Source organism: Desulfarculaceae bacterium, from assembly GCA_020444545.1.
Taxonomy (GTDB): Bacteria; Desulfobacterota; Desulfarculia; order Desulfarculales; family Desulfarculaceae; genus Desulfoferula.
On record JAHLKT010000001.1, the window covers coordinates 607,266 to 633,816 of the forward strand.

The 26,551-nt window shown below is 67.0% G+C and carries 18 protein-coding genes; 3 read left to right on the top strand and 15 right to left on the bottom strand.

Annotated features, from left to right (window positions below; genetic code table 11):
* Window positions 1-89: 89 nt before the first annotated feature.
* On the top strand, window positions 90-1,094 hold the full coding sequence (gene gshB, locus KQH53_02855) for a glutathione synthase (GenBank protein ID MCB2225591.1): 1,005 nt from the start codon (window positions 90-92) through the stop codon (window positions 1,092-1,094).
* Window positions 1,091-1,858 carry an N-formylglutamate amidohydrolase gene (locus KQH53_02860; protein ID MCB2225592.1) on the top strand — a complete coding sequence of 256 codons (768 nt, stop codon included), beginning with the start codon at window positions 1,091-1,093 and terminating at the stop codon, window positions 1,856-1,858. Before gshB ends, KQH53_02860 begins: the two co-directional genes overlap by 4 nt.
* Here the strand turns inward: KQH53_02860 and KQH53_02865 are convergent.
* From KQH53_02865 to KQH53_02925, 13 genes are all read right to left on the bottom strand, one after another.
* On the bottom strand, window positions 1,809-2,336 hold the full coding sequence (locus tag KQH53_02865) for a cyclic nucleotide-binding domain-containing protein (protein ID MCB2225593.1): 528 nt from the start codon (window positions 2,334-2,336) through the stop codon (window positions 1,809-1,811). The genes KQH53_02860 and KQH53_02865 overlap by 50 nt on opposite strands.
* A gap of 1 nt (window position 2,337) precedes the next feature.
* The gene (locus KQH53_02870; GenBank protein ID MCB2225594.1) at window positions 2,338-5,100 is read right to left on the bottom strand and encodes a HEAT repeat domain-containing protein; all 2,763 of its coding nucleotides are present in this window, start codon (window positions 5,098-5,100) and stop codon (window positions 2,338-2,340) included.
* Window positions 5,101-5,187: 87 nt separating this feature from the next.
* Complete coding sequence (locus KQH53_02875) at window positions 5,188-6,225, bottom strand: ATP-binding cassette domain-containing protein (protein MCB2225595.1); 1,038 nt, start codon at window positions 6,223-6,225, stop codon at window positions 5,188-5,190.
* A gap of 22 nt (window positions 6,226-6,247) precedes the next feature.
* The gene (locus KQH53_02880) at window positions 6,248-7,201 is read right to left on the bottom strand and encodes an ABC transporter ATP-binding protein (protein MCB2225596.1); all 954 of its coding nucleotides are present in this window, start codon (window positions 7,199-7,201) and stop codon (window positions 6,248-6,250) included.
* A 1-nt stretch (window position 7,202) separates the two neighbouring features.
* The gene (locus KQH53_02885) at window positions 7,203-8,135 is read right to left on the bottom strand and encodes an ABC transporter permease (GenBank protein ID MCB2225597.1); all 933 of its coding nucleotides are present in this window, start codon (window positions 8,133-8,135) and stop codon (window positions 7,203-7,205) included.
* A 2-nt stretch (window positions 8,136-8,137) separates the two neighbouring features.
* Window positions 8,138-9,109 carry an ABC transporter permease gene (locus KQH53_02890; protein ID MCB2225598.1) on the bottom strand — a complete coding sequence of 324 codons (972 nt, stop codon included), beginning with the start codon at window positions 9,107-9,109 and terminating at the stop codon, window positions 8,138-8,140.
* A 43-nt stretch (window positions 9,110-9,152) separates the two neighbouring features.
* Window positions 9,153-10,877: an ABC transporter substrate-binding protein gene (locus tag KQH53_02895; GenBank protein MCB2225599.1), complete on the bottom strand. Its 1,725-nt coding sequence runs from the start codon at window positions 10,875-10,877 to the stop codon at window positions 9,153-9,155.
* A 136-nt stretch (window positions 10,878-11,013) separates the two neighbouring features.
* Entirely contained in the window at window positions 11,014-11,886 is an 873-nt protein-coding gene (locus KQH53_02900; protein MCB2225600.1) for a RimK family alpha-L-glutamate ligase, read from the bottom strand.
* Entirely contained in the window at window positions 11,883-13,802 is a 1,920-nt protein-coding gene (locus KQH53_02905; GenBank protein ID MCB2225601.1) for a hypothetical protein, read from the bottom strand. The genes KQH53_02900 and KQH53_02905 overlap by 4 nt, the downstream gene beginning before the upstream one ends.
* 244 nt (window positions 13,803-14,046) lie before the next feature.
* Window positions 14,047-15,585 carry an AMP-binding protein gene (locus KQH53_02910; GenBank protein ID MCB2225602.1) on the bottom strand — a complete coding sequence of 513 codons (1,539 nt, stop codon included), beginning with the start codon at window positions 15,583-15,585 and terminating at the stop codon, window positions 14,047-14,049.
* Between the two features lie 24 nt (window positions 15,586-15,609).
* On the bottom strand, window positions 15,610-17,553 hold the full coding sequence (locus KQH53_02915; GenBank protein ID MCB2225603.1) for a TRAP transporter fused permease subunit: 1,944 nt from the start codon (window positions 17,551-17,553) through the stop codon (window positions 15,610-15,612).
* An 83-nt stretch (window positions 17,554-17,636) separates the two neighbouring features.
* On the bottom strand, window positions 17,637-18,704 hold the full coding sequence (locus tag KQH53_02920) for a TAXI family TRAP transporter solute-binding subunit (protein ID MCB2225604.1): 1,068 nt from the start codon (window positions 18,702-18,704) through the stop codon (window positions 17,637-17,639).
* Between the two features lie 209 nt (window positions 18,705-18,913).
* Window positions 18,914-19,810, bottom strand: coding sequence for a PAS domain S-box protein (locus KQH53_02925; GenBank protein MCB2225605.1), 897 nt, complete (start codon window positions 19,808-19,810; stop codon window positions 18,914-18,916).
* Window positions 19,811-20,062: 252 nt separating this feature from the next.
* On the opposite strand from KQH53_02925, the gene KQH53_02930 reads away from it, so the two are divergent.
* Complete coding sequence (locus KQH53_02930; GenBank protein ID MCB2225606.1) at window positions 20,063-23,707, top strand: PAS domain S-box protein; 3,645 nt, start codon at window positions 20,063-20,065, stop codon at window positions 23,705-23,707.
* Here KQH53_02930 and KQH53_02935 read toward each other — a convergent pair.
* Together KQH53_02935 and KQH53_02940 are read right to left on the bottom strand one after the other, a co-directional pair.
* Window positions 23,704-24,690, bottom strand: a complete 987-nt coding sequence (locus KQH53_02935; GenBank protein MCB2225607.1) for a hypothetical protein — start codon at window positions 24,688-24,690, stop codon at window positions 23,704-23,706. The genes KQH53_02930 and KQH53_02935 overlap by 4 nt on opposite strands.
* Window positions 24,680-26,236, bottom strand: coding sequence for an MSMEG_0568 family radical SAM protein (locus tag KQH53_02940; GenBank protein ID MCB2225608.1), 1,557 nt, complete (start codon window positions 26,234-26,236; stop codon window positions 24,680-24,682). The genes KQH53_02935 and KQH53_02940 overlap by 11 nt, the downstream gene beginning before the upstream one ends.
* Window positions 26,237-26,551 lie beyond the last annotated feature (315 nt).

Below are 26,551 nucleotides of genomic sequence, written 5' to 3' on the forward strand. Positions count from 1 at the left end.
TGAGCGGGGGCTCCCCCCTGGGCCGCGCCGAGGCGGCCCGTTCAGCGCCCTGGTAGGGGGGCGTTTTCCCCAAAATTTGGTGCCTAGGTATGATCATCGCCTTTATGATGGACCCGCTGGAGTCCATCGAGCCGGAGAACGAAACCACCTCCTGGTTGATGTACGAGTGCAACCAGCGGGGGCACACGGTTTTCTTCCTGGAACCCCACGACATCTACGTGCGCGGCTCCCGCCTGGTGGCCCGTATGCGTAACGTCAGCGTGGCGCCGGGCCTGTCCATGCGGGAATACTGGGACCTGGTGCTGGGCTGCTTGCAGCGCGACGAGCTGATCTTCGAGGATATCACCGACATCGACGCGCTGTTTTTACGCAAGGACCCGCCGCTCAACTACCAGACCATGGAATACCTGCACCACGTGGGCAAGGACGTGTTCATCATCAACTCCACCCACGGGCAGATGGTGGCCTCCTCCAAGCTTTACCTGCTCAACTTCCCGGGGATCATCCCCGAGACCCACGTAAGCCGCGACCCCAAGCGCCTGCGCAAGATCATCGACGAGTTCGGCGGAGCCATGGTGGTCAAGCCGCTGAGCCGCTCCAAGGGCGAGGGGGTGATCAAGGTCTCCAGCGCGGACCGCGACAACCTGAACTCCCTGATCCACTACTACGTGAACTCCTACAAGCCCTATCCCGACCGCGAGGCCATCATGGTGCAGGAGTACCTCAGCCAGGTGCGTGAGCACGGCGACGTGCGCATCATGCTCCTGAACGGCGAGATCCTGGGGGCCATGCGGCGCATCCCGGCCGAGGGCGACTTCCGCACCAACATCCACGCCGGGGCCAGCCCGGCCAAGCACGTGATCAGCGACAGCGACCGCCGCATCTGCGAGACCATCAAGCCGCGGCTCATCACCGACGGGCTCTATTTCGTGGGCCTGGACATCATCGGCGACAAGCTGGTGGAGATCAACGTGGTGAGCCCCGGCGGCATCCCGCGCATCAACCGCCTGGACAACATCAAGATCGAGGCCTCGGTCATCGACTTCGTGGAAGAGCAGGTGGAGGCGCTCAAGGGGGGCTCCGCCATATCGTGACCCTGCCCCTGGTCATCACCCTGCCCCACGCCTCGGCAAAGCTGCCCCCCGAGGCGGCCGCCCGCCTGGCCCTGGGGCCGGTGGAGGCTCAGGAGTCGGTGGACCTGGGCTCCAGCGAGGTCTTCGGCCCCCTGCCGGTGCTCTCCCTGATCCCCGCCCCCTTTTCCCGCCTGGCGGTGGACCTGAACCGCGCCCCGGAGGACTTCGGCCCCAAGGGGGTCATGGCCCTCACCGACTACGCGGGGCGCGAGGTGTTCCGGCCGGGGCGGGTGCCGGGACGGGCGGAGGTGGCGGCCGGGGTGGCAGACTGGTGGCGGCCCTGGCATGCGGCGGTGGCCAAGGCCCTGGCCGCGCCGGGGGTGGCCGCGCTCATCGACGGGCACAGCCTGGACGGGGTGGGCCCGGCCGGAGCCCCGGACCCGGGAAAGAAGCGGGCCGACGTGGTGCTGAGCAACCGGGGCGGCGCGGGCGGCGAGGCCACGCCGGACAAGGAGCTATCCTGCCCCCCTAAGCTCCTGCGCCGCCTGGGCGCGGCCCTGGAGGCCGAGGGGCTCTCGGTGGCCTACAACACCCCCTACTCCGGGGGGCACGTCATAGCCCGCTACGGCCCGGGGCTCATGGCCCAAGGCCGGGCCGCGGTGCAAATTGAGTTGAACAAGGATCTATACGCCGACCCGGCCTACAGCCGGGTGGACGCGGACAGGGCGGCGAAACTCAGTCGCCGCTTGGAGCGGGCCCTTCGCTCGGTGTTCCTTCGTCGTTGAAGAAAGAGGGCGGCAGGTCGCACACCGGCATGGCGTGAATCTTCTCGTGCAAACGGCGTAGGCGCCGGGAGAGCTCCTTGCACATCTGCAGGGCCACCTGGGGATACTCGCGCACCGTCTCCTCGAACTCGCGCTTGTACAGCACCAACAGCTGCACCTCGCCGTCGGCGGTCACCGTGGCCGAGCGGGGCGCGTCGTCGAACAGGGCCATCTCGCCCACGTAGTCGCCCCCTCCCAGCTCGGCCAGCTCCAGGGAGCAGCCGTCCTCGCCGGACTGGCTCACCTTCACCTTGCCCTTGACGATGAGGTACATGGACTCGCCCACGTCGCCCTCGGCGATGATCTTCTCGCCGGGCGCGGCCAGGTAGTCTTCGCACACCGTGGCCACCGCGGCCAGCTCGGCCACGGCCAGGCCCTCGAATATCTCCATGCCCCTGAGCAGCAGAATCTTTTCGGACAAACTGGTTTGGGCGGGCATGTCAGCTCCTCCCTTCGCCGCCGCGCGCCCGGGCCAGCAGACGGCCGGCCTCCTGGCGCACGTAGGGGTTTTTGTTTTCGGCCAGGTGCTCCAGCTCGGGCAGGAAGGGTTCGATCTCCAGCTCCTGCCCGGCCAGCACCAGCAGGCTCAGGTATAGGGTGACCCAGTTCTTCTTGGCCAAAAGATCCGCGAAAAGCTCCGTGGGATCGGCGAAGCGCAGGGGCTGCTTGAACAGCTTGCGTCCGATGCCCAGGGTCTCGTTCACCGGGCCGTCCTCCAAAAGGGGAATCATGGCCTGGCTGATGTCCTGGCCCACCATGGACTCCAGGGCCTCCACCGCGTTGGAGCGCAGCTTGGCGTTGGCCGAGGAGAGCCCCCGGATGATCAGGCGCATCTGGTCCGACTCCTCCTGGGTGGCCAGCACCCGGAGGATGGTGTTAATGCGAATCTTGATGCGCTCGCGTAAATGCTGGGTCAGCAGGTCGCGCTCCGGGCTCTCGGCCAGCTTGCCCAGGGCCTTCATCTCGGCCAGGTTGAGGTAGGCCACCTCCAGATAGGAGCGGGCAAAGGCGATGATCTCGCGGTCGCTGATCTTCAACTCGGCCATGAGCGCGTAGAGGCCGTCGCGGATGCGCCGGTTGGGCAGGGCCATGGACTCGATGAGCAGGGCGCTGTCCAGCTCCTCCAGCTCCTCCAGGCGGGCCAGGGCCAGCTCGTGGCGCTCGGAGTCCTCGCTGCCCAGCAGGTGGATGAAGGCCTTTATGTCGGCCTCGCTCTCCAGATTGAAATTCCTGAGCACCTCCAGGGGCACCGAGGAGGGGTCCTCGGCCAGGCGGGCCTGCACCAGCTCGTGCAGGTGGGGGTCGTCCAGGCGGTTGAGGGCCACCAGGATCATGCCTCTGAGCTGGCGGTCGTTTTCGGTGCCCAGCATCTCCCGGAGGCGGGGGCGGAACTCCTGGTTGGCCGAGCCGCCGGCGGCCACCGCTCCGGCCCGCCTCTGATCCAGGTCCTCGCTGTCCAGCCACTGCTCGATCACCGGCTGGTACTTCACCGGGTCGTGATGGTAGAGCCCCACCACCGCCTGGGCCCGCACCAGCGGGTCGCTGTGCTCGTCGTAGAGCCGCTGCAAGAAGGCGCCCGAGATCTCCCAAGGCAGGCGGGCCGCCGCCTCGGCCAGGGCGGCGCAGAGCAGGGGCTTGGCCGGGTCGGCCAGCTCCTGGTAGGCCGCCACCGCCGCCTCGCCCGCGCTGGCCGGGATCAGGGGCAGCAGGCTTATGGCGGTCTGCTCGTCCTTGGTGCGCACCAGGGTGACCAGGTGGTGCTCCAGGTCGGGCACCTGCTGCACCCGCATCATCTCGGCGTACCACAGGCAGGCCCGGCCCTGGGAGTTCAGGCAGGCGTCCACCAACTGCTCCTGGGCCCGCTTGTCCTTGAAGATCACCCCCACGTCCTGCTCTTCCAACGACTTCAGGTCAATGACGTTGGTGCCGATGAGCCCCAGGAGAATGTCGGAGTAGGAGCGCTTGAGCCAGATGGTGCTGACCACCCAGGTAAGGCCCACCACCACGCCCACCAGCGATAGCCAGCGGGGGTGGAACAGGTGCTCGGAGAGGAAGATCACCCCCGAGCCCAAGAGGATGCCCACGCGCACCACGGTGCCCCGGAGGAAGGGGCGCAAAAGGGCGCGAAACTGATCCGGGAACAGGCCCACCAGGATGTTGCGGGCCGGGTTGTTGATGGTCACCAGGAGCACCCGCGTGCTGATGCGGGCGTACATGGCCGAGTAGATGCTGAAGTTGAACAAGAAGGCGAAAAAGGCGATGACGTAGTTGATGGGGTGGAACATCAAGGCCACGGGCAGGCCCCAGCGGCTGTAGAGCTTGCTCACGAACAGGAGGATGATCAGGCTGATAATGTTGAGCACGCCCCGGAAATAGCCGAAGAAGGTCACCATGCCGCCTTCGGTGGCATAGGTCTCGTTCACCGCGTAGTTGAACTGGTAGTTCATTATGGGCAGGACGATGTTGGGCAACAGGGTGAGGAGCACCAGGATCTTGAGCAGGGTCGACTCCTTGAGCATGGGGACGACCTGCTTGATCTCCTGGATCATGTTCGTCTTCTTGCCGCCCTTTTTGGCGTCGCGCTCGGGCATGTTGAGCACAGGGTAGAGCCGCGACATCTGCCACACGCACAGGGCGCCCATGCTCGCCACCACCCCGTAGGCCAGCATGAGGTTGTCGAAGTTGATGGTCCGGGCCAGACCGGGGGTGATGAAGCTGCCCACGATGGCCCCGATGACCCCGCCCGCGGTGATCAGCGGGAAGATGCGCTTGGACTGGCGGGTGTTGAACAGGTCGTTGGCCAGGTTCCAGAACACCAGGGCCAAAAGCCCCTCGTACTGGGCCTTCAAGAGGAACAACACCGGGTAGATCAGGTCGATGCCCATCTCCAAGACCGGCCTGAGCGCGGCCACCGAAACCCCGCAGAAGAGCATCATGTAGGCCAGCATGCGCCCGGAGGGCAGCTTGCGCAGCAGCCCGGTGATGGCGGCCATGATAATGAAGGTGGTCAGGGAGTTGGCCACATAGACGATGGGCAGATATTCCACCCCGAAGCGCTTGAGGAACGCGGTCTCGGCGAAGTTGTTGAAGAAGATGTTGGCCGTGCGTATCAGGTAGAGCAACGCGGCGGACCACAGGAATAGCCCGATCTCCTCGGGCTGCACCTTCAGCCAACGGCCCACCGTGGCGGCTGCTTTGTTCATCTTCCCGCTCGCATTAGGAATCGCTTCGGAACCCGGCGCATTATCTTATTACGCGGCCCCAAGGGACACAAGGGTCTGGCGCGCGCTTCAGCCCCCCAGACGGCATTCGCCGCCGTCCGGCGGCGGGGACTCGCCGCCTTGTCCCGCGAAGTGACACAGGCACAGCTGGTCCTCGGCCACCTCGTGCCACTGGGGATAGGTCGCCGAGCAGCGGTGGCGCTCGGCCAGGGAGCAGCGCCGGAAAAAGGGGCAACCGGCCAGGCGGGTGGCCTCACGGGGAGCGGGCAGATAGGTGCCGTAGGTGGGCACCCCCTCGCAGCGTCCGAACTTGGGCGTCGCGTCGATCAGGGCCTTGGTGTAGGGGTGGCTGGGCGAGTTGATCACCGCCTCGGCCGGACCCTGCTCCACCAGATGGCCGTGATAGATCACCGCGATGCGGTCGCAGAGATAGCGGGCCGCGGCCATGGAGTGGGTGATGAAAATGATGGTGGCTCCCAGCTGGTCGCGCACCCCTTGCAGAATCTCGAAGATCTGGGCCGAGTAGGAGGCGTCGAGCATGCTGGTGGGCTCGTCGGCCACCAGCAGGCTGGGCTCCAACACGATGGCCCGGGCGATGGCCACCCGCTGGCGCTGGCCCCCGGAGAGCTGGTGGGGGAAGCGGTACACGAAGTCCTCGGCCGGGGAGAGCCCTGCCGTGTCCAGCACCGCCAGCACCCGCTCCAGGTGATCGGCCGGATCGCCCACCTTGTTGGTGATCAGGGGCTCGGCCACCGCGTCGGCGATGGTCATCTGAGGGTTCAGGGACTGGTAGGGGTCCTGGAAGACCATCTGCACCTTGCGGCGGTAGTCCCGCATACCCTTGCCCTTGAGGTGGGTGATGTCCGCGCCGTCCAAGGTTATGCGCCCCTCGCTGGGCTCCTCCAGGCGCACCACCAGGCGGCCGGCGGTGGTCTTGCCGGAGCCGCTTTCGCCCACCAGGCCGAAAATCTCGCCCCGCCGGAAGTTGAGGTTCACCTTGCTCAGCGCCACCACCGTCCCCGCGCCCTTGCCGTAGCGGTTGCCCCGGGTGCGGTAGAACTTGCTCACTCCTTCCAGCTTGAGGATGGCCTTGTGGTTCGAGCTCATGAGGCGGCTTCCCTTCCCGGCCCTAGCAATGGTCGCACAGGACCCAGTGACGCTCGCTGACCTGCTGCCACTTAGGAGGCTGAAGCTTGCAGGAGGCGGTGTCCTTGGGGCAGCGGTCGCAGAAACGGCAGCCCGGGATGGTGCCGACCAGGTTGGGCGGTTCCCCGGGAATGGGGGTCAGTTTGCTCTTGGGCCCGGCCAGGGTGGGGAAGGAGCCCACCAGGGCCTGGGTGTAGGGGTGCTTGGAGTTGAAAAACACCTCCTGCGCCGGGCCGGACTCCACCAGCTGACCGGCGTACATCACCCCGATGTCGTGGCACACCTCGGCCACGATGGAGATGTCGTGGCTGATGAAGATGATGCCGATATCGAACTGCTCTTGCAGGGCCTTGGTCTCTTTGAGTATCTGGTCCTGCACGATCACGTCCAGGGCGGTGGTGGGCTCGTCGGCGATGATCAGCTTGGGGTTCAGGGCCAGGGCCATGGCGATGATGGCCCGCTGCTTCATGCCCCCGGAGTATTGGTGGGGGAAGTCGTGCAGCCGCTCCAGGGGCAGGCCCACCAGATTGAACAGCCCCTCCACCCGCTCCAGAATAGCGTCGTCGTCCATGTCCGGGCGGTGGGTCTTGATGGCCTCGATCATCTGGGCGCTGATGCGGATCACCGGGTTCAGGGCGTTCATGGCCGCCTGGAAGATCATGGCCACCTGGTTCCAGCGCACCTCCCGGAGCTGCTCCTCGTTCAGGGCGCTTATCTCCAGGCCGTCCAGGACGATGCGGCCGCCGGTGATCTCGCCGTTGGGGGGCAGCAGGCCCATAAGGGCCATGCCGATGGTGGTCTTGCCGCAGCCGCTCTCGCCCACCAGGCCCAGGGAGCGTCCCTCTTCCAGGGTGATGTTCACCCCATCCACCGCCTTGAGCACCCCGTTCTTGGTGCGGTAGCCGATGCAAAGGTTTTCTACGTTGAGTAGCGCCATGTCAGCCCGCCTGGGTCTCGTCGCGCAGCCGGGGGTCCAGGACCTCGTCCATGGCCCGGCCCAGCATGTAGAACGACAGGGTGATGAGGCTGATGCAGATGCCCGGCGGCAGGAGCCAATAGGGCGCGGTGAACATGTGGCCCGTCTTCCACACCCATTGCAGCATCATGCCCCAGCTCACGGTGCCCGGATCGCCGAAGCCCAGGAAGGCCAGGCCCGCCTCGATGACGATGGCGCTGGTGACCCGGAAGGTCATGTAAAGAAACGCCAGGGGCAAGACGTTGGGCATGATGTGCCGGAAAATGATGCGGCTGTGGCTGGCCCCTGCCACCCGGGCCGCGTCGATGAAGGGCCGCTGCTTAAGGCTGAGCGTCTGGGCCCGGATGACCCGGCTGACCCCCGGCCAGCGGAACAGGGCGATCATGAGCACGATCATCCAGATGGACAGGCGGCCGAACAGGGCGGCCAGCATCAAGACCACCAAGAGGGTGGGCAGCACCATTATCATGTCGGCCAGGCGCATGAGGATAGTGTCGGGCAGCTTGCCCATGTAGCCGGCGGTCATGCCCACCGCGGTGCCCAGCACCACGGACATGAAGGCCGCCGACACGCCCACCATGAAGGCCACCCGCGCCCCGGCCAACAGCTGGGCCAGGATGTCGCGCCCCATGAAGTCGGTGCCCAGCCAGTGCTGCCAGCTGGGGCCCACCGAGGAGACCACCTTGGGGTCCACCCCGGTCATGGGATGGTACATGGGGTCGATCATGGGCGGGATGTAGCTCAGGGCGGCCATGAGCCCGAACATGACCAACAGGCTCAGGCCGATCTTGCCCAGGAGGTTGCCCCGGAACACCCGCCAGTTTTCGGCCAGGCGCTGGCGCCACAGGGCGCGGCGGCCCGCTTTCAATGATTGCAGGGTTGCTTCAGCGCTCATGGCTAGTACCGGATCCGGGGGTCGAGGTAGGCGTAGAGCACGTCCACCACCACGTTAGAGAACAGCACCACCGTGGAGATGAGCAGGAACGAGGCCTGGGCCAGGGGGTAGTCGTTCTGGCTGACCGCGAAGACCAGCTCCCGGCCGATGCCCGGCCAGGAGAACACCGTCTCGGTGAGCGCCCCGCCGTTGATGGAAAAGGCCAGGGAAAGCCCCACGCTGGTCACCACCGGCAGCCAGGCGTTGGGCGCGGCGTGCTTGTTTCTGATGTCGCGGTCCTTGAGGCCCTTGGCCCGGGCCAGGACGATGTAGTCCTCCTTGAGCGTCTCCAGCATGGAAGAGCGCATCACCAGCAGATAGGAGCCGAAGTGGATCAGGAACAGGGTGGCCAGGGGCAGGACCATGTGATAGCCCACGTCCATGGCCTTGGCCCAGAACCCGGCATCCGGGTCCAGGAACACCTCCTCGGAAACCATGCCGGTGATGGGGAACCAGTCCAACTGGTAGGCGAAGACCCATACCAGCAAGAGAGCCAACCAGGGTAGGAACAGAGTGTGGGTCACCAGGGCGGCGATGGTCATGCCGATGTCGGCGCCCTTGCCCTTCTTCCAGGCGGCTATCTTGCCCCAGGATATGCCCACCATGGCCGAGAGGATCACCGCCGTGGTGAACAGCAGGATGGTGTTGGGCAGCTTCTCCCAGATGATCTTGGCCACCGGCTCTCCATAGTGGATGGAGTAGCCGAACTCGCCCGAGGCGAAGTTCTTCAGGTAGACCAGGTACTGCTTCCAGATAGGCTGGTCCAGGCCAAGCTGCTCGATGAGGTGCTGGGCGTCCTCGGGAGTCATCTCCGGGTCCACCATGCGCGACACCGGATCGCCCGGGGCCAGACGGAACAGCACGAACAGGATGGTGAGGATAAAGAACAGGATCACCACCACCTGCGCCAGGCGTTTTATGATGTATTTCCTCATGCTCCCTCGGCGGACCGGATGCCGACCCTGATCGCCTCCCCCTTTACTTGGCCTTTATCTCGCACAGGGACCAGATGTTGCCCACGCCGCCCAGCCCAGGCACCCAGCCGGTGAAGCGGTCGGAACGCACGCCCTCGACAACCTGGGGATTGTACAGGGGCACGTAGGGCACCGCGTTCATGAGCATGACCTGCATCTGGAAGATCATCTCCCGCCGCAGGTTGGGGTCCATGGCGTTGTTGGACTCGGTGGACAGGGCGTCGAAGGCGGCGCTCTCGTAGCCGCTCATGTTGTAGCCCCGCTCCTTGTTGAACCTGGAGTGGAAGAAGGCCCTGAGGTAGCCCGGGTCCAGGGACAGCTTGCCGTAGCCCAGGATGAAGGCGTCGAAGTCATGCTGGCCCTTGACCTTCTGGATCAGGGCCCCGAAGGCCATGGGGCGGCTCACCGCGGGCATGCCGGCGGCGCGCAGCCACTCCTGGATCATCTGGCCGCTCATGGCCCGGTGGGGGTCGTAGTCGGCCGGCGGGGTGAGGATGGTGAACTCCTTCATGGGGTCGCCGTTGGGCAGGCGAATGCCCACGCCCCTGACCACCTTGCCGTTGGCGTCCACCGGCGGGGTCTCCCAGGTGTAGCCCGCCTGGCGCAAGATGTCGTAGGCCATCTTCATGCGCTGGTCCATGGACAGGCCGTAGCCGTACTTGGGCACGTCGGGGTTGTAGTAGAAATCGTTGCCCGGCGGGATCATGGAGTGCAGCACCTCGCCGTAGCCCTGGAGGATGCGCTTGATGATGAATTCCTTGCTCACCAGGGTGGCCACCGCGCGCCGGAGGGCCACGTCGTCGAAGGGCTCCTTGCGCAGGTTGAAGCCCAGGTAGTACAGGCCGCTCTTGTTGTTCACGAACAGCTTGATGTCCTTGTCGTCCTTGAGCTGCTCAAGGTAACCGGCCTGGATGCTGTTCCAGTAGAAGTCGATGCTGCCCTTCCTGAGCGCCAGGATGGCCGCGTCGGCGGTGCCGTAGACCTTGAAGATGATGCCCTTGATATGGGGCCCCAGCTTGTGGCCGGAGATGGTCTGGCCCTTGCCGAAGAAGTAGGGGTTGGCCTTCATGAACACGAAGACGCCCTTTTGCCACTTGCTCACCGTGAAGGGCCCGGTGCCGATGGGGTTTTCCAGCTTGTGGCGCAGGATGACCGTGAGCGGCTTCTCGGCGCCCTTGGCGCTGGCCACGATCTTCTCCCACTGCTTCTTCTGCACGATGGGGGTGACCAGGGTGCGGGTGAGGAAGATGGCCTTGGGCCGCTTGAGCTCGAAGCGCACCGTGTGCTTGTCCACGGCCACCACTTCCTCGATGAAGCTCCACTTGGAGCTGTGGCGAGGCATGCGGAACTTCTTGATCAAATTGCCGGTGAAGACCACGTCCTCGGCGGTGAACTCGCTGCCGTCGGACCATTTGGCCGGGCGGAGTTTGACGGTGTAGGTCATCTTGCCCGCGTCGTAGACCGGCTCGCCGGCGGCCAGCCAGGGCACCAGCTTGTTGGTCTTGGGCTCACGGATAAACAGAGGCTCGTAGATCAGGCTAAGCACCCGGTTGGACCAAGCGTCGGTGGCCAGCCACAGGTTGAGGCTCTTGGGCTCCTCGAGCACCCCGATCTTGAGCATGCCGTTGGCGGCCGCCGCCGGGGTGACGGCCAGGCCGCCCAATAAAACCACCGCCATGACCGCCAGGGCCAGGCCGCGGGCCAAATAGCTCCGCTTAAGACACTTCACCACGGTTTTTCCTCTCTTTCCCGTCCCAAAATTCTCCGTCAGGGAAAATAACGTAATTCCGATTATAAGGAATCATAAGGGAACCTGCATAACTATTATATAATAACGGTTACTAGGAGTAAATGTGCTGTAATTTTCAGGAGTTTGCCAGGGCGAAATCCAACAGCCTCCCGGCGAAATCCAAGCCGGTGGCTTCTTCCAGCCCCTTGAAACCAGGGGAGAAGTTCACTTCCATGACCATCAGCTCGCCGCTGGCGGAGCGCACCAGGTCCACCCCGGCCGCGTCCAAACCCACCGCCGCCGTGGCCTCCAGGGCCAGGCGGGCGGTGTCGCCCGTCGGCGGGTGGTTCACCGGCGCGCCGCCCAGGTGCACGTTGGCCCGGAAGTCTCCCGGCGGCGGGCTCAGCTCCACCCCGGCCACGGCCTCGCCCCCCAAGACCAGCACCCGGTAGTCGCGGCGGCCTTCGGGAGGCAGGTAGCGCTGCAAGAGCACCCCCCGCCGCTGCTGGAGCCACATTTGCCTGGCCAGGGCGGCCTGGTCCTCGTCGCGCAGCAGGGCCACCCCGGTGCCCTGGCGGCCCTGGGGCAGCTTGGCCACCAGGGGATAGCCGCCCAGGCGCTCAACGGCCAGCTCCCAGCTCTCGGCCCGGTTGACCAGGCAGGTGTCCGGGGTGGGGCATCCGGCCGCGGCCATGGCCTGGGCGCAGAGGTACTTGTGGCTGGCCCGGGCGATGGGGCCCGGCCGGTTGACCAGGCGCACGCCCAGAAGCTCCAGGTGATGAAGATAGGCCAGGGTGTAGGGGCTGATGGTGGAGCCCACCCGGGGCAGGGCCGCCGGCGGGGGCTCCGGGCCGCCCAGCAGGCCGGCGGCATCGTCGTCCAGGGCGCACCCGGCGCGGAAGGGATGCATGAGCACCAGCTCCACTCCGCGCTCCCGGGCGGCCTGCATCAGCCGCCGGTTGGGATGGAACTCCTCCCCGTGCACCGAGACCACGCCCAGGCGCCTCACGGCCAGGCCTCCTCGCCCATCTCGGGGTCCTGCTCGCGGGGCATCCAGAGCTGCATGTCCTTTTGCAGGCGCAGGCTGAAGTAGGTTTTCACCAGGCGCTGGCCGTTGCGGGCCAGGATGCGCTGGCCCGCGATATTGTCCGCCCCGGTGATGATGACCATCTTGCGGCCCTCGCTGCGCGCCACCAGCCCCTGGATGAGCTGGTTGCCCACTCCCAGGGCGCGGTACTCCGGCCTCACCGAGATGTAGCCGCGCTCGGTGTAGCCGGTGAGGTCCACCCCGCTCTGCTTTTTGATGCGCTCTATGTACTCTGGCCGGGGGCGCTTGAGGGTGTCGGTGCCCACGATCACCCCATCTTCCTCGACATAGCTCACCAAATAGGCATGGGCCAGGTTGTGGCGCACCCACTTGGGCTTGACCTTGCCCGCGGCCAAGACCAGCAAGGCGATCTCTTCCAGGCGTTTGGGGTCGATCTCTTCGGGCCGGGCAAAGACATAGTTGAGGTTTTCGCCCAGGGCGTGCACCCCGCCTCCGTCGCGCACCCGCCAGCGCACCAAACGGCGGCAGCCGTGGCGCTGCAAGTAGAGCAACAAATGGGCCGGCTCGGCCATGAAGCGCCACAGGGGCCGCCCGGGCAGGGGGGGCACCTGGCGATAGGCCCGGGCCTGGGGCTCACCGATGATCTGGCGGGGCCGGGGAGACCAGGGCCACAGCGCGGGGCGGCTCCAGGAGTGCACCACCTGGGGGTTGGACCCGGTGAAGTCCAGCAGGCCGGCGGCCAGGGGGTCGGAGGCCTCGGCGGGCAGCACCAGATGGTTCCACAGCCCGGCCCGGGCCGAGAGGGCCAGGGTCCGTTCCATGCGGGCCAGGCGCCGCTCCGGGTCCAAGGCGGCCGAGGCCTCGGCCCGCCACTGGAGCAGGCGCAGGCCCCCGGCGGCCAGCTCCTTGAACAGCTCTTCGCCGGGCGGATCGTCCAGGGAGGCGGCCAGGCCCAAGGGGGTCTGGTTGTCCTTTATGGCTGGGGCCAGCTCGGCCAGATAGGCGGCGGACATCTCCTGGCGCAGGGAAAGGAAGCCGGCCGCGCCCCGCTCGGCCTGCCGGGACAGGCCCTGGGCCAGGGGGGCGGGGGGCATGAGCCGGGGCACGGCGATGGACTGTTCTCGCCAGTCGTGCAGCTCCAGGTCCATGCCCAGCACCGGGCGCAGGCTCATCACTTGGGCGGGCAGGAGGTACTGGCCCGGCAGCGGCTCCAGGTCGCGCAGCACGCAGCCCTCGGCGGGCTGGGCCCCGCACAGCTCGGCGGCCAGGGAGCGCAGGGGATCGGGGTACAGCAGAGGCAGGGCGTGGTCCCAGGCCTGGCCGCCGCCGCCGGGAGCGCCGGCCTGCTCCAGGCAGTCGCCCACCAAGGCGATCACGCAATCGGGGCGGTGCTGTTTGAGCCAGGCCCCGGCGCACAGGGCGCCCAGCCATTGCCCCGGGTTCTCCAGGGTGATCAGGGCCAGGGCCGGGGAACCGGCGGGCAGACGCTCACTCAGCCCGGCGGCCAAAAAGGCGGTAAGGGGATTGTCCTCCTCCTTGGCCCAGGCCAGGGAGCTTTCCGAGTCCAGGCTGGCCGGATGCTCCAGGCCCTCCCAGGTGTAGCGCCCCGGAGCCACCTCGGCCGAGAGCACCTCCAGGCGTTCCCGGAGGGCGCGGCGGGCCTGCACGTAGGCGTCGGGATCAAAAAAGGCCTCGCCCCCGAGCAGGGCGGCCGCTTCCTCCCCCGGGCCGGGCAGCAGGCGCTCGCGCCAATAATCCAGGTTGGCGTCCCACAGCCCCAACGGCTCCAGGCCGGTCAGCATGGCCCGCACCCGTAAGGGGGCGCAAGGCGCGGCGGCCGGCGAGGCCAGGGGGGGATTGACCACGATTATGCGCAAAGCGTCCCTCGGATCGGGGTGGATATCAGGTTCGCGCGGGATAATCCGCAGGTTAGGTCACATCTTTGAGCAAGAGCGGGGCCCAGGTCAAGACCCTGGCCCCGGAACTCGTGCCCTATTGTTACACCATGTTCACTTTTTTGTAGCTAACAATCATCCTCCCACCGGTGAGCACTCCGCCAGGCCGCCGAGGCCGCATATCCGCGGCGAGGCGCGCGCCGCGGAACGGATAGGCGGCCCCGGCCTACACCTTGAACTCGGCGTCCCCCCAGTATTGGTCCCTGAGCTTGCGCTTGAGCACCTTGCCCACCGGGCTGCGGGGCAGCTCGGCCACGAAGTCCACCGTGCGCGGCTTCAGGTAGTCGGCCAGCTTGTCGGCGCAGTACTCGGCGATCTCCTCGTAGCTGCTCTGCTGGCCATTTTTCAGCACCACCACCGCCTTGAGCGTCTCGCCCCATTTCTCGTCCGGCACCCCGATCACAGCCACCTCGGCGACCTTGGGATGCCTCAGGAGCACCTCCTCCACCTCGCTGGGGTAGATGTTTTCCCCCCCGCTGATCACCATGTCGGTGCGGCGGTCCACGATGTAGAGGAAGCCCTCTTCGTCCAGGCGGCCCATGTCGCCCAGGGTGAACCAGCCGTCCCTGAAGGAGGCGGCGGTCTTTTCCGGGTCGCGGTAATAGCCGCTGAACAGGCTGGGGCAGCGCATGTACACCTCGCCCACCTGGCCCTGGGGGGTGGGGCGGCCCTTGTCGTCCAGGAGCTTGACGTAAGAGTCCCACACCGGGCGGCCCACCGAGCGGGTCTTGCGGGTCATTTCCCGGGCGTTGATGCTGGTCACGATGAGCGTTTCGGTGGCCGCGTAGAACTCGTTGAGCACCGGGCCGAAGCGCCTGAGGGCCGCCTCCTTGACCGGGGTGGGCAGGGGCGAGCCGCCCGAGAGCAGCACCTTGAGGCTGGAGATGTCGTGGTCCTGGTGGTCGCCCAGGCCCAGGATGGCGCTGAACATGGTGGGCACCAGGAAGCTGTAGGTCACCTTGTGCTTAGCAACCAGGCGCAGGTACTCGGCCGGGTCGAAGCTTTTCATCACCACTGCGGTGCCGCCCATGTACAGGGCCAGGGAGGAGAAGTTGCGCGGCGCGGTGTGCCAGAAGGGGCCGGGGTTCAGGGTGACCTCGCCCGGCCCCAGGCCGTAGTCCAGCACCTTGTAAAGGTAGCCGGCCACGATGGCCCGGTTGGAAGTGAGCGCGCCCTTGGAGCGGCCGGTGGTGCCCCCGGTGTATCCGATGAACAGGATGTCCTCGGGCGCCAGGTCCACCTCGGGCTCGGCCTCCTCGCCCGCGGCCAGCATCTGCTCGTAGGAGGCCATGGCCGGGGGCGTCAACTCGCTGCCCAGCACCATCACCCGGTCCCGCACCGCCCGCTTGCACTCCGGGTCCAGGCCATCGAACAGCGGCAAATATTCCGGCCCCAGCACCAGGGCCGAAGCCCGGGAGTGCTCCAGGCGGTAGCCCACCTCCGGGGCCTTGAGGCGGTAGTTGATGGGCACCAGCCACACCCCCAGCTTGGCGCAGGCGTGGTAGATCTCCAGATACTCCGGCCCGTTGAGGGCCAGCACCGCCAGCTTGTCGCCCTTGGCCAGGCCCCAGGCGCTCAGGGCCCAACACAGGCGGTTCACCCGCCGGTTGAGCTGGTCGTAGGTCCAGGAGCGGTCCTCGTAGATAATCGCGGTCTTGCCGGGGTTGCGTTCGGCGCTCCGGGCCAAGGCCCTGCCCATCAGCATGGCGGCGCTTCTCCTTAATTGCGCTCAGGCGCGGCGGGAGGCGGCGGCCCCGGCCGGAGAGGGCGCGGTGGCCTCCTCCGGCGGGCCGGCGGCCCGGCGCTTGCGCAGGTTGTTCATTATGATGACGGCTAAGAGGCCCCCGGCCGGGATGAGCAGCCAGGACTGGCCCAGGGCGGCGGCTGCCAAAAGGCCCCCGCCCGCGGCGACCACCAGAACCCGCTCCAGCATGTGGAGGCCGTGGGCCATGTAGCCCACGAAACCCATCTGCAAGGCGCCCAGGCCCAGCACCACCAGGGCCATCGTGGCCATCAGGGGCCCCACCTCGGTGCCCGGCACCAAGAGCAGGGAGGGATTGTAGGCAAACACGTAGGGAACCAGGAACCCGGCCGACGCCGCGCCGATGGACAACAGGGCGGTCTTGATGTAGCGCGCCTCGGCGATGCGGCTGGCCACGATGGCGGCCATGCCCACCGGCGGGGTGAGGCCGGAGAAGGCCCCGAAGTAAAAGGCGAACATGTGGGCCTGGATGGGCTCCAGGCCCAGGCGGATCAGGGCGGGGATGGCCACCATGGCCCCCACCAGATAGGCGGCCACCGTGGGCACTTCCAGGCCCAGGATGATCACGCAGGCCATGGCCATAAACAGGGCCAGGAACAGGCTGCCCCCGGCCCAGGACTCCACCGAGTAGCCCACCAAGAGCCCCAAGCCGGTCTTGGTGACCAGGGCGATGATCGGCCCCAGGGTGGCGCAGGCCACGGCCACCTTGGCCCCGGTGACCGCGCCCTTGACGCAGCCGTCCAGGGTCTGCTTGAGCGAGGGCCGGGTGCGGCGGCGCAGAAGGCTGAGGAACAGCAGGCTGAGGATGCCCCAGAAGGCGGCGAACATGGCCGGAAAGCCCAGGAAGAACAGCACCAGGATGGCCCCCACCGGCATGAGGAACAGCGGCCCGGTGGCCAAGAGCACCCCCCGGTCCGGCTTTTCGGTGAGCGGGGCCACCTTGAGCTTCAGGGCCGCGAAGTGCACGAAAAAGGCCACGGACACGAAGTAGAGCCCCGCCGGGATGGCCGCGGCGGTGATGATGTCCGCGTAGGGCACGCCCAACAGGTCGGCCATGACGAAAGCGCCCGCCCCCATGATGGGCGGCATGATCTGGGCCCCGCCCGAGGCCGCCGCCTCCACGCTGGCCGCCACCTCGGGCTTATAGCCCACCCGCTTCATCAGGGGGATGGTGAAGGCCCCGGTGACCGCGATGTTGGGAGTGGCCTGGCCGGTGGTGGTGCCCATGAGCGCCGAGGAGATCACCGCGGTCATGGCCGGGCCGGAGCGGGAGTAGCGCCCCACCACCTTGCCCAGCTCCAGGAAAAAGTCGTTGGCCCCCAGCGCCCCCAGCATGCCCCCGAAGAAGATGAACAGGAAGATGACGTTGGCGCTGATGATCAGGATGGTGCCCCACAGGTCGTAGGAGCCGAAGGTTAAGTCCACCGTGGTGATCAGCTCGCCCACCCCCAGCTCGGGACCGCCCAGCAGATAGCCGAAAAAGCCGTAGGACAGAAGCAGGCAGGCCATGGCCGGCAGTATCCACCCGAAGCTCCGCCAGCAGGCCGCGAAGACGATGAAGAGGACCGTGAAGCCCACCACCACGTCCAGGGTGGTGGGGAAGCCCACGTTGAACAGCAGGCGCTCCAGGTTCACCCAGAGATAGGCCACCACCCCCACCGACGCCGCGATCATCAGCCACCAGAACCAGCGCCCCTTGCTCTGCTTAGCCGTCTTGGCCGCGCCCAGGAAGATGAGCACCAGGGCGAAGACCAGGTGGATCATGCGGTGCTCTATGGTGCCCACCACGGACCAATACACGTTGATCAGGTGGTACAGGGCCATGGCCACCGAAACCAGGGCCAGGGCCGCGTCCCACCAGGTGGGGAACAGGCGCGTGGCCGGGGGGGCCGCTGTGGGTTGCTCGGGCATGGATGCCGTTCCGTGGGGGCCTTTGAGTTGGGCGCCCCCCGGCCGCCGGGGCCGGGGGGCGCGTTCATGGCGTCAGGAGGCGCTTACTCCACCGCGTACACCTTGTCGAAGTACTTCTCGCCGTAGGGGAGCTTGTTCTCCTCGAAGTACTTGCGGGCCCCGGGGTGCCACTGGGCCTTGGGCGCGGGATAGGCGCCCAGGCTTTCGGGGGTCCAGGCCTTGGCCGAGCTGTGGTAGGTCTTCATCTGCTCGCGGTGGGCGAAGGTGGTCTTGAGGATGTTGTAGACCACGTCGGCCGGGATCTGGGGATACACCGCCCAGGCCAGCACGATGTTGTAGCACAGCACCTTCTGCTGGGGCATCCCGTTACCCAAGATGCCCTTGGGCATGATGGCCGTGGCGCCGTACACCGGGCCGTAGAGCTTGCCCGAAAGCTTGCGCATGGCCGGGGTGGCGGTGACGAAGAACACCTTACGCTTGCTCAGGAGCTCCTTGAGCTTGGGCACGGTGGTGTATATGCCATTACCCCGCTGGGGGCAGAAGGACACCGCCGCGTCGCACTTGCCCAGGATCATGTCGTTGTAGCCCGCGTAGCCGGTGTATTGCCACTTCACCGAGTCCAGGACTTCCTTGCCCGCCCCGCCCAGGAACTTGTAGGCCATGTCGTACTTGGTGGTGCCCCGGGGCCAGGTGGCCACGCGCTTGCCCTTCAAGTCGGCCAGGGTCTTGATGTTGGGGTCCAGGGTGATGAAGGCCACCGCCAGGGACTGCTGGTAGCACATCACCATGATGTCCTTGACCTTGTCCGCCACCTGGGTGAAGGGGGGCTTGCCCGCCCGGGCCGCCTCGAACATCTCGGCCGAGCAGGTGAAGAAGGTGCGTTTGCGTTTCTTGGGGTCCACGCCCACCACCTTGATGTTCTCCGGAGTGCCGGTGGACTCCAACACCGAGCCGCGCACCATATCCGAATACTTGTTCAGCAAGTCGCACATGCCGAAGCCCAGGACGTAGCTGGAGCCTCCGAAGGTGGTGGTGCGGGCCTCCACCCGGTAGAACTTGCCGGCCGCGGCCGGTCCGGGCAGGGCCAGCCAAGCGGCGGTCAGGGCCAACAGGGCGGCCGCCGCGAAGGACAAAAGGGCTTTTTTGGGCATGTCTGACTCCCCTCTCGATAACGATATGAATAGGCATTAAATGCGCGGCTCGGCCTCGAAAGGGAAACGGTTGCCCGCCATCCGCCCCTTCGAAGCCGAACCGCTGCCTGGGCCCCATGTTAAGGCCTGGCCATTGTCATACAAATATAATTTATTGGCAGTATAGCAATAGTCGAAAACTATTACTTTAACTTGGCGCCTCTGGGGGGCTATCCGTCGGTCAGGCTCATCAAATAGCTGCAAAGATTCATTTTTTGCTTCTTAAGCCCCAGCTTGGAGCGGATGTTTTGGCGGTGGAAAGCCACCGCGTTTTCGCCGATGGCCAGCATGGAGGCGATTTCGCTGGAGCTTTTGCCGTCGCGCACCAGGCGGGCCACCTCCAGCTCTTTGGGAGTGAGCCCCACCAGGCGGGAGGAGAGCCGCCGGGCAAAGGGCGAGGTCACCTCCTCCACCCCGCTCTTCACCGCCTCGGCCAGGGCCCGCTGGTCCGGCCCCAGGCCGCTGGCCAACAGGCGCTCCAGAAACGGCCGCACCAACGAGCCCACGCTGGCGGCCACCTTTTCCTCCAGCTCCCTTTTCTCCTCGGCCCGGTGGTTGAGCATCACCTTGAGCGCGTTGTTGGCCGCCTCCAGCTCGGAGGTGCGCTGGGCCACCATGGCCTCCATCTGCTCCTCGGCCGCCTTGGCCAGGGTTATGTCCTCCACGATGACGATGAAGTACTTGGGCTGGCCCCGGTCGTCGCGGGCCATGGAGCAGCGCACCTTGGCCCACCATTCGGTGCCGTCGCGCCGCAGGTAGCGCTTCTCCACGGTGTAGTCGGAGATTTCCCCGGTCAACAGCTTCTTGAAGCGCTCGATGGTCCACACGTCGTCGGGGTGGGTGCACTCCCACAGGCGCAGGGTGAGAAAGGACGGGTCGCCGGGGGCATAGCCGAACAGCTCGCCGATGCGCCGGTTGGCCCGGCGAATGCGCCCGGTCAGGTCGCCCTGCACGATGCCCACCGGCGCCTGCTCGAAGGTGACCCGGAAGCGGGCCTCGCTCTCGGCCAGGGCGGCCAGGGCCTTCTCCAGCTCGGCCCCCCGCTGTTCCTGCTTGTCCCGCGCCATGTTGCCCGTCCTTTCGCCTCTGGCCGCTACCAGCGATGCCGCCCGTTTTGCTATCACTTTACTATTAGCACCCCGCCAGCGCCAAGGGCCCCGAGAACCTCCTCCCCCATTGGGCTTAAGGCATTTTGCCGGAAAACAGCCTCGCAACTGTGTTAGAATTTTACAAATCCTGCCCTCAAACCAAGGATTTGCCAGTTGCCCGGCAGCTATCGCCAATCTTCTCTGCTCAGTGATGTCCTAAAAAACTTGGGCGTGGCGATAATCTATTTCGCCGTATTCAAGCTGAGCATTCTGTTGGCGAGCCAAAAAGGCCTGCTCACCCTGTTTTGGCCGCCGGCGGGTGTGAGCCTGGGCGCGATGCTAATCCTGGGCTGGCGGGTGGCCCCGGCGATTCTGGTGGGCTCCTTCCTGGCCGGAATTACCTCTCCCGGTTCTTGCTCCTTTTGCTTGTTGTCCGCCCTGGGCAACACCATCGCCCCCCTGGCGGGCCTAAAGCTTCTCGCCTGGCGCGGCCTGGACAAAAGCCTGGAGCGGGTGAGCGATGTCGTGAACCTGGCAATATGGGGCGGCCTGGTCAGCGGGCCCATCGCCGCCTCCGCCAGCCTGCTGGGCATTGCCGCCGGAGGCCTGCCCTACCTGCAACCCTCTTGGCACCTCTGGCTTTCCTGGTGGCTGGGCAACTCCATGGGAGTGATCCTGGTGACCCCGGTGATCCTGACCTGGGCCACCCGCCCGGTCATGACCTGGCACCCGCCCCGCGTATGGGAAGCCACCCTGTGGCTGGCCATGTACATCGCGGTGGGCGGGCTGATCTTCGGCGGGCGCATCAGCCCGGACATGGCCGACGCCCTGGACTTTTTACCCTTCCCCCTGCTGGTCTGGGCAGGGCTCCGCTTCGGCCGCCGCCTGACCAGCAGCGCCTCGCTGCTTTTTTGCTCTGGCGCGGTGGTGGCAGCCACTCTGGGAATGGGCCCCTTCAACAGCCAGCCCTACCGGGAGGCCCTGTTCCTCATGTGGGCCTACCTGGGTTTCCTTTCCCTGGGGGCCCTCTGCCTGGCCGCCGCCCTGGGCCGGGCCCACCGGGCCCTCAAGGCCCTCTCGGGCCACCGCGACGACCTGACCGCGGCGGTGCACCGCCGCACCTCCGAGCTGGTGGGCGCGGCCAAGGCCCTGGCCGAAAGCGAGGAGCGCTACCGCACCCTGGTGGAGGAGTCGCCCCTGGGAGTGAGCCTCATCGCCGAGGACGGCGGCTACCTCTACCTGAACTCCTCCTTCACCCGCATGACCGGCTATAGCCTGGAGGATCTCTCCCGGGGCTCCGATTGGTTCCGCAAGGCCTTCCCCGACCTGGAGCTGCGCCGCCAGGTGATAAGCACCTGGGAGGAGGACAAGGCCTTAGCCGAGCCGGGCCAGGCCCGCCCGCGCACCTATCCGGTGCGCTGCAAGGACGGCACGGTCAAGGAGATTCTGTTCCGTCCGGTCACCCTGAGCGGCGGCGAACAGCTGGTCACCTACGAGGACGTGAGCCGCCGGGAGCGGGCCGCCCGTGCCCTGGCCGAGAGCGAAGGCCGCCAGCGGGCCCTTTTGGACAGCCTGCACGAGGGCGTGGTGCTTATAGACCACGAAGGGGTGATCCTCAGCTGGAACCAGGCCGCCGCCCAGATAACCGGCTTCTCCCCCCGCGAGGTGCTGGGGCACAACACCTTGCAGGCCGGGTGGCCCTTGTTCTTGCCCGACGGCTCGCCCTGCCCACCGGAGCAGATGCCCTCGCGCCGGGTGTTGGCCAACGGCCAGCCCATCAGCGCCGAGCTTTACATCTTCCGCATCGGCGGGCGCGACCGCTGGATTACGGTCAACGCCCGGCCCCTGTTCCAGGAGGACACGGGCCGCGTGGCCATGATCTCGGTGAGCTTTTCCGACATCACCGAGCGCATGAAGGCCGACCAGGCCCTGGCCGAAAGCGAGGAGAAGTTCAGCAAAATCTTCCGGCACTCGCCGGTGTGGGTGGTGCTGACCTCGCTGGAGGAGGGCCGCTACCTGGACGTGAACCAGGCCTTCCTGGACCAGACCGGCTGGTCGCGCGAGGAGGTGATCGGCCGCACCACCGACGAGTTGGGCATCCGCCCCGATCCCAGCGAGCGCCAGTGGATGATCGAGCGGCTCCGCGAACAGGGCTCTTTGCACGACATGGAGATGAAACGGCACACCAAGGACGGCCGTGAGCTGGACGTGCTCTTCTCCGGCACCATCGTGGAGATCGCGGGGGTGGAGTACCTGCTCTCCCTGGTGCAGGACATAACCCAGCGCAAGGCCGCCGAACAGGCCCTGGCCGAGAGCGAGGAGCAGTACCGCCTGCTGGTGAGCACCGCCCAGGACGCCATCTACATCATCCAGGACGCCAAGCTGGTTTTCGCCAACCCCATGGTGGAGCGCGTCACCGGGCGCAGCGCCGAGGAGCTGGCCGGAATCCCCTTCTCCGAGGTGCTGCACCCCGACGACCGGGCCCTGGCCCGGAAGCGCTACAAGGACCGGGTGGCGGGCAAGCCCACGCCGGACAACTACCCCATGCGGGTGATCAGCGGGGACGGCAAGGTGCGCTGGATACAGGCCAGCGCGGTGCATCTGAGCTGGAAGGGGCGCCCGGCCATCCTCTACATAGCCCGCGACATCACCGAGCAGCGGCGCATGGAGACCCAGCTGAGGCAGAGCCAGAAGCTGGAGGCGGTGGGCACCCTGGCCGGGGGCATCGCCCACGACTTCAACAACATCCTGGCGGCCATCATGGGCTACGCCGAGCTGAGCCTGGGCGAGACCCAGCCCGGCGGGCAGGTGGCTCTTAACCTGGAACAGATAATCACCGCCTGCCTCCGGGCCCGCGACCTGGTGAGCCAGATACTTTCCTTCAGCCGCCACAGCAAGCACCGGCTCCAGCCGATGCAGCTTGCCGGGGTGGTGGAGGAGGTGATGCGCCTCATTCGGGCCACCACGCCCTCCAACATCGACCTGCACAGCAACCTGGATCAGGAAAGCTGGGTGCTGGGCGACCCGGTGCAGATCCACCAGCTGTTGATGAACCTCTGCACCAACGCGACCCAGGCCATGGAGGACCGGGGCGGCGACATCTGGGTGACCGTCAGGCGCACCCACCTTTCGCCGGGCGACGAGCTGGCGGGTTCCAACCTGCTGCCCGGACCCTATGTGCGCCTGAGCGTGGCCGACAACGGGCCGGGCATCTCCCCCTCGGCGAAGGAGCGCGTCTTCGAGCCCTTCTTCACCACCAAGGAGCCGGGGCGCGGCTCCGGCCTGGGCCTGTCGGCGGTGCACGGCATCGTGCAGGGGCACCACGGGGCCATCACCCTGGAGGACCGCATGGGCGGCGGCGCGGTGTTCCACGTGCTCCTGCCCGAGGCGGAGCAGCAGCAGGCCGAGGCGCCGCCCCTGTCCGAGCCTCCCCGCAGCCGGGGCAACGAGCGCCTGATGTTCGTGGACGACGAGCCCGCCCTGGTGGAGGTGGCCAGCAACATCCTGAGCAAGCTGGGCTACCAGGTGGAGGCCTTCACCGCCAGCCCCGAGGCCCTGGACGCCTTCCGCTCCGACCCCATGGCCTACGACCTGGTGATCACCGACCAGACCATGCCCCGCCTCACCGGCGCGGCCCTGGTGCGCGAGCTCAAGGCCATTCGCCCCGAGCTGCCGGTGATTATCGCCACCGGCTTCAGCCACCAGCTCAGCCCCCGCCAGGCCCGCGAAATCGGGGTGGCCGCCTTTGTGATGAAGCCCATCGCCACCTATGAGATCGCCCAGGCGGTGCGCAAGGCGCTGGACCAGGCCCAGGGGCAAGCGCCCGAGGACCCGGCCGGCATCGAGGATGACGGGGTGGAGAGCGAAGAGGCCTAGGCCGCCGGCGCGCTGATGCCGGTGATGACCTCGCGCTCGAAATCGAATAGGGTGTGGCGGTCCTGGCCCGAGGCCAGCACCACCTGACGGGCCTGGCTCACCGTGCCCACCCGCTCGGCGCTGACCCCGCGCTGCCGGAAGCGGGCGCAGACCTCCTCGGCGTGCTCCGGCCTGGCGGCCAAGACGAAGCCGTAGCTCATGAAGGCGGTGAGCCACTTCTCCAGGGGCAGGCCCTCGGGCCGGGGGATGGCCTTCAGCTCGATCTCTCCGCCGCGCCCCGAGTTCTCCAGCATGATGGCCATGGTGCCCAGGAGGCCGCCGTTGCTCACGTCCTTGCAGGCGTGGGCCAGGCCCTGCTCGGCCAAGGCGGGCAGCACCTCCAGCCGGGCCAAGAGCTCGTCGCTGGTCTTGGTGCTGTTGGCGTCCCAAGAGGTCACCGAAGCGCATCCCGGGCGGCCGCTCAGGTCGCAGGCCACGATGAGCGCGTCGCCGGGCTGGGCCAAATGGCAGCGCAAGAGCTTCTGGGCCCAGCCCAGGATGGCCACGGAAAGATGGGGGTGGTCCGCCTCGGCGTCGGGGTGCAGATGGCCGCCCACCATGGGCACCCTAAGCTTGGCGCAGCCCTTGGCGATGCCGCGCACGATCTCGGCCCGCTGGGCCTGGGGCCCGCTGGCCAACACGTTGACCATGGCCAGAGGCCGCCCGCCCATGGAGTAGATGTCTCCCACCGCCACCATGACCGAGGCCTTGCCCGCGGCATAGGGCTCGTTGACCAAGAGCCCCTCCATGATGCCGTCGGTGGCCAGGAGCAAAAAGCCGTCGGTAAAGGGGATGGCCGCCGCGTCGTCGCCCCAGCTCTCCAGCTGCGGCCCCATGGGGCTGCCCTGCACCAGGTGGCGGTAAACCTCGGCGATGGGCTCCTTGCGCTTGAGGCCCATGTAGCCCTTGATGTGCGCGGCCAAGGCGTTGAGGTCAAGCTCCATGGCTCTCTCCTGGCTCCAGGTCCGGGGCCGCGCTCAGGTCGGCCGTCATGGGCTGGTGCGCCCAGCCGTGAATCTCGTATTGCTCGCCGCTCTTGGCCCAGCCCAGGCGCTGGAAGAAAGCCACGTTGGCCTGCTGAATCTCGGCGGTGAAGTGGGTGCAGCCCCGGCGGCGCACCGTGCGCATGGCTTCCTTGACCAAGGCGGCCCCGGCCCCGGTGCGGCGCTGGGCCTTTTCCACGGCCAAGCGGCCGCCCACCCAGGCCTCGGGGCGCTCATCGCTCTGATACACCCGCACCGTGCCCGCTACCTCGCCGTTCACGATGGCCAGCAGGTGGATGGAGCGCTCGTCGGTCTCGTCGCGGTCGCTCAGCGCCACGATGCCCTGCTCCTCAACGAACACCCGTTGCCGCACCGCCAGGGCGGCCTCGCGCTCGGCCGCGTCGCGGGCCGGGCGCACCACCAGGCGGGCGGGTTCTAGCTCCCAGGCCCCCAGGGCCGAGCAGGCCCCGCAGCGCACGCAGCCCGCCTTGGATTGGCTTGCGCTCATCCCGGTCTGTTGCAGCACCGCCGCCAGCCGCTGGTACAGGCCGCGCATGTACTCCGGGTCCGGGGGCGCGGCCTCGGCCAGCTCGCTGCCCGGGATGGGCCGGAGCGGCAGGAGATAGGGGTAGACCCCCATCTCGGCCAACATGCGGCAGCCGGCCACCAGCTCGTCCGGGTCCTCGCCCAGCCCGGCGATGATGAAGCTGCTCACCTGGCCCGGCCCGAACACCTCCACCGCCTCCAGCCAGGCCTCCACGAAACGGCCCAGGCCCAGCCCCGCCTTGGGGATGGCGTGGCGCGAGAGCACCCCGGGATCGAAGCTCTCGATGTGCAGGCCCACCGTGTCCACCCCGGCCTCGGCCAGGTTGCGGAAGCTGCGGTTGAAGGGCGGGGGCAAAAACTGGGCGTGGATGGGCAGGCCGCTGGCCTGCTTGATGGCCCGGGCGCAAGCGGCCAGGTGTTTGAGCTCGCTCCCGGCCGGGGCAGCCCCGCCGGTGGTGAGCACCACGTGGCTGGCGCCGTCCAGCTCCTTGGCCTTGGCTGCCGCCAGGGCCAGCTGCTCCGGGCTCTTCTCTTCCAGGGTGTGGCCGCCTTCCAGGCTAAGCTCGATGCCGCAGAAGGAGCAGCGGTTGGGACTGTTGTAGAACAGGCAGCGCTGCAAGACCGTGCTGGCCAGGCAGTCACGGCCGTGCAGCAGGGCCACTTGCCTGAGCGCCACGCCCTCGGGGGTGGCCTCGTCGTAGAAGCGGGGCGTGGGCACCAGCTCCACCTCGGCCTCCACCACCTCGCCGTTCAGCAGAAGCTCCGCGCCCTCTGGCCCCAGGCGCAGGGACCAGGGCGAGGCCGCGGCAAAGGGGCTGTCCAGGGGCGCGGTGGCCGCCACCCCGTTGATGATCAGGGTGCCGCCCTCGGCCGGGCCCGCCCCGCCGATGCGTTTTTCGCCGTCGGCCTCCATGCGGAGGCCCAGGCTTTGTAGTTGGGTGATGATTTCGGCGGTCTGCAAGGCGCAGTCTCCCGGATGTGGTCGCTCGATGGCCTAACCCACGCATTTAATGCAGTTAAGCTGCATCAAACCGCGATCTAGTATGTATCCGATCCACACAAAAAAAGCACTAACCCGCCTATATCCCACGGGGCGCGCGGCTGGATTTGCCGGAAGCCGGCATTTTTCACTTCCGGTGTAGGGGCGGGGTTTATCCCCGCCCTCTTCGATCAAAGCTCTGATGGGCGGGGATAAACCCCGCCCCTACACCCAAAACACTGGGGGGCGGCAGGGTGCGGAGCGGCCCGGACGGCTGCCGGTAACGCAGCGAATCGG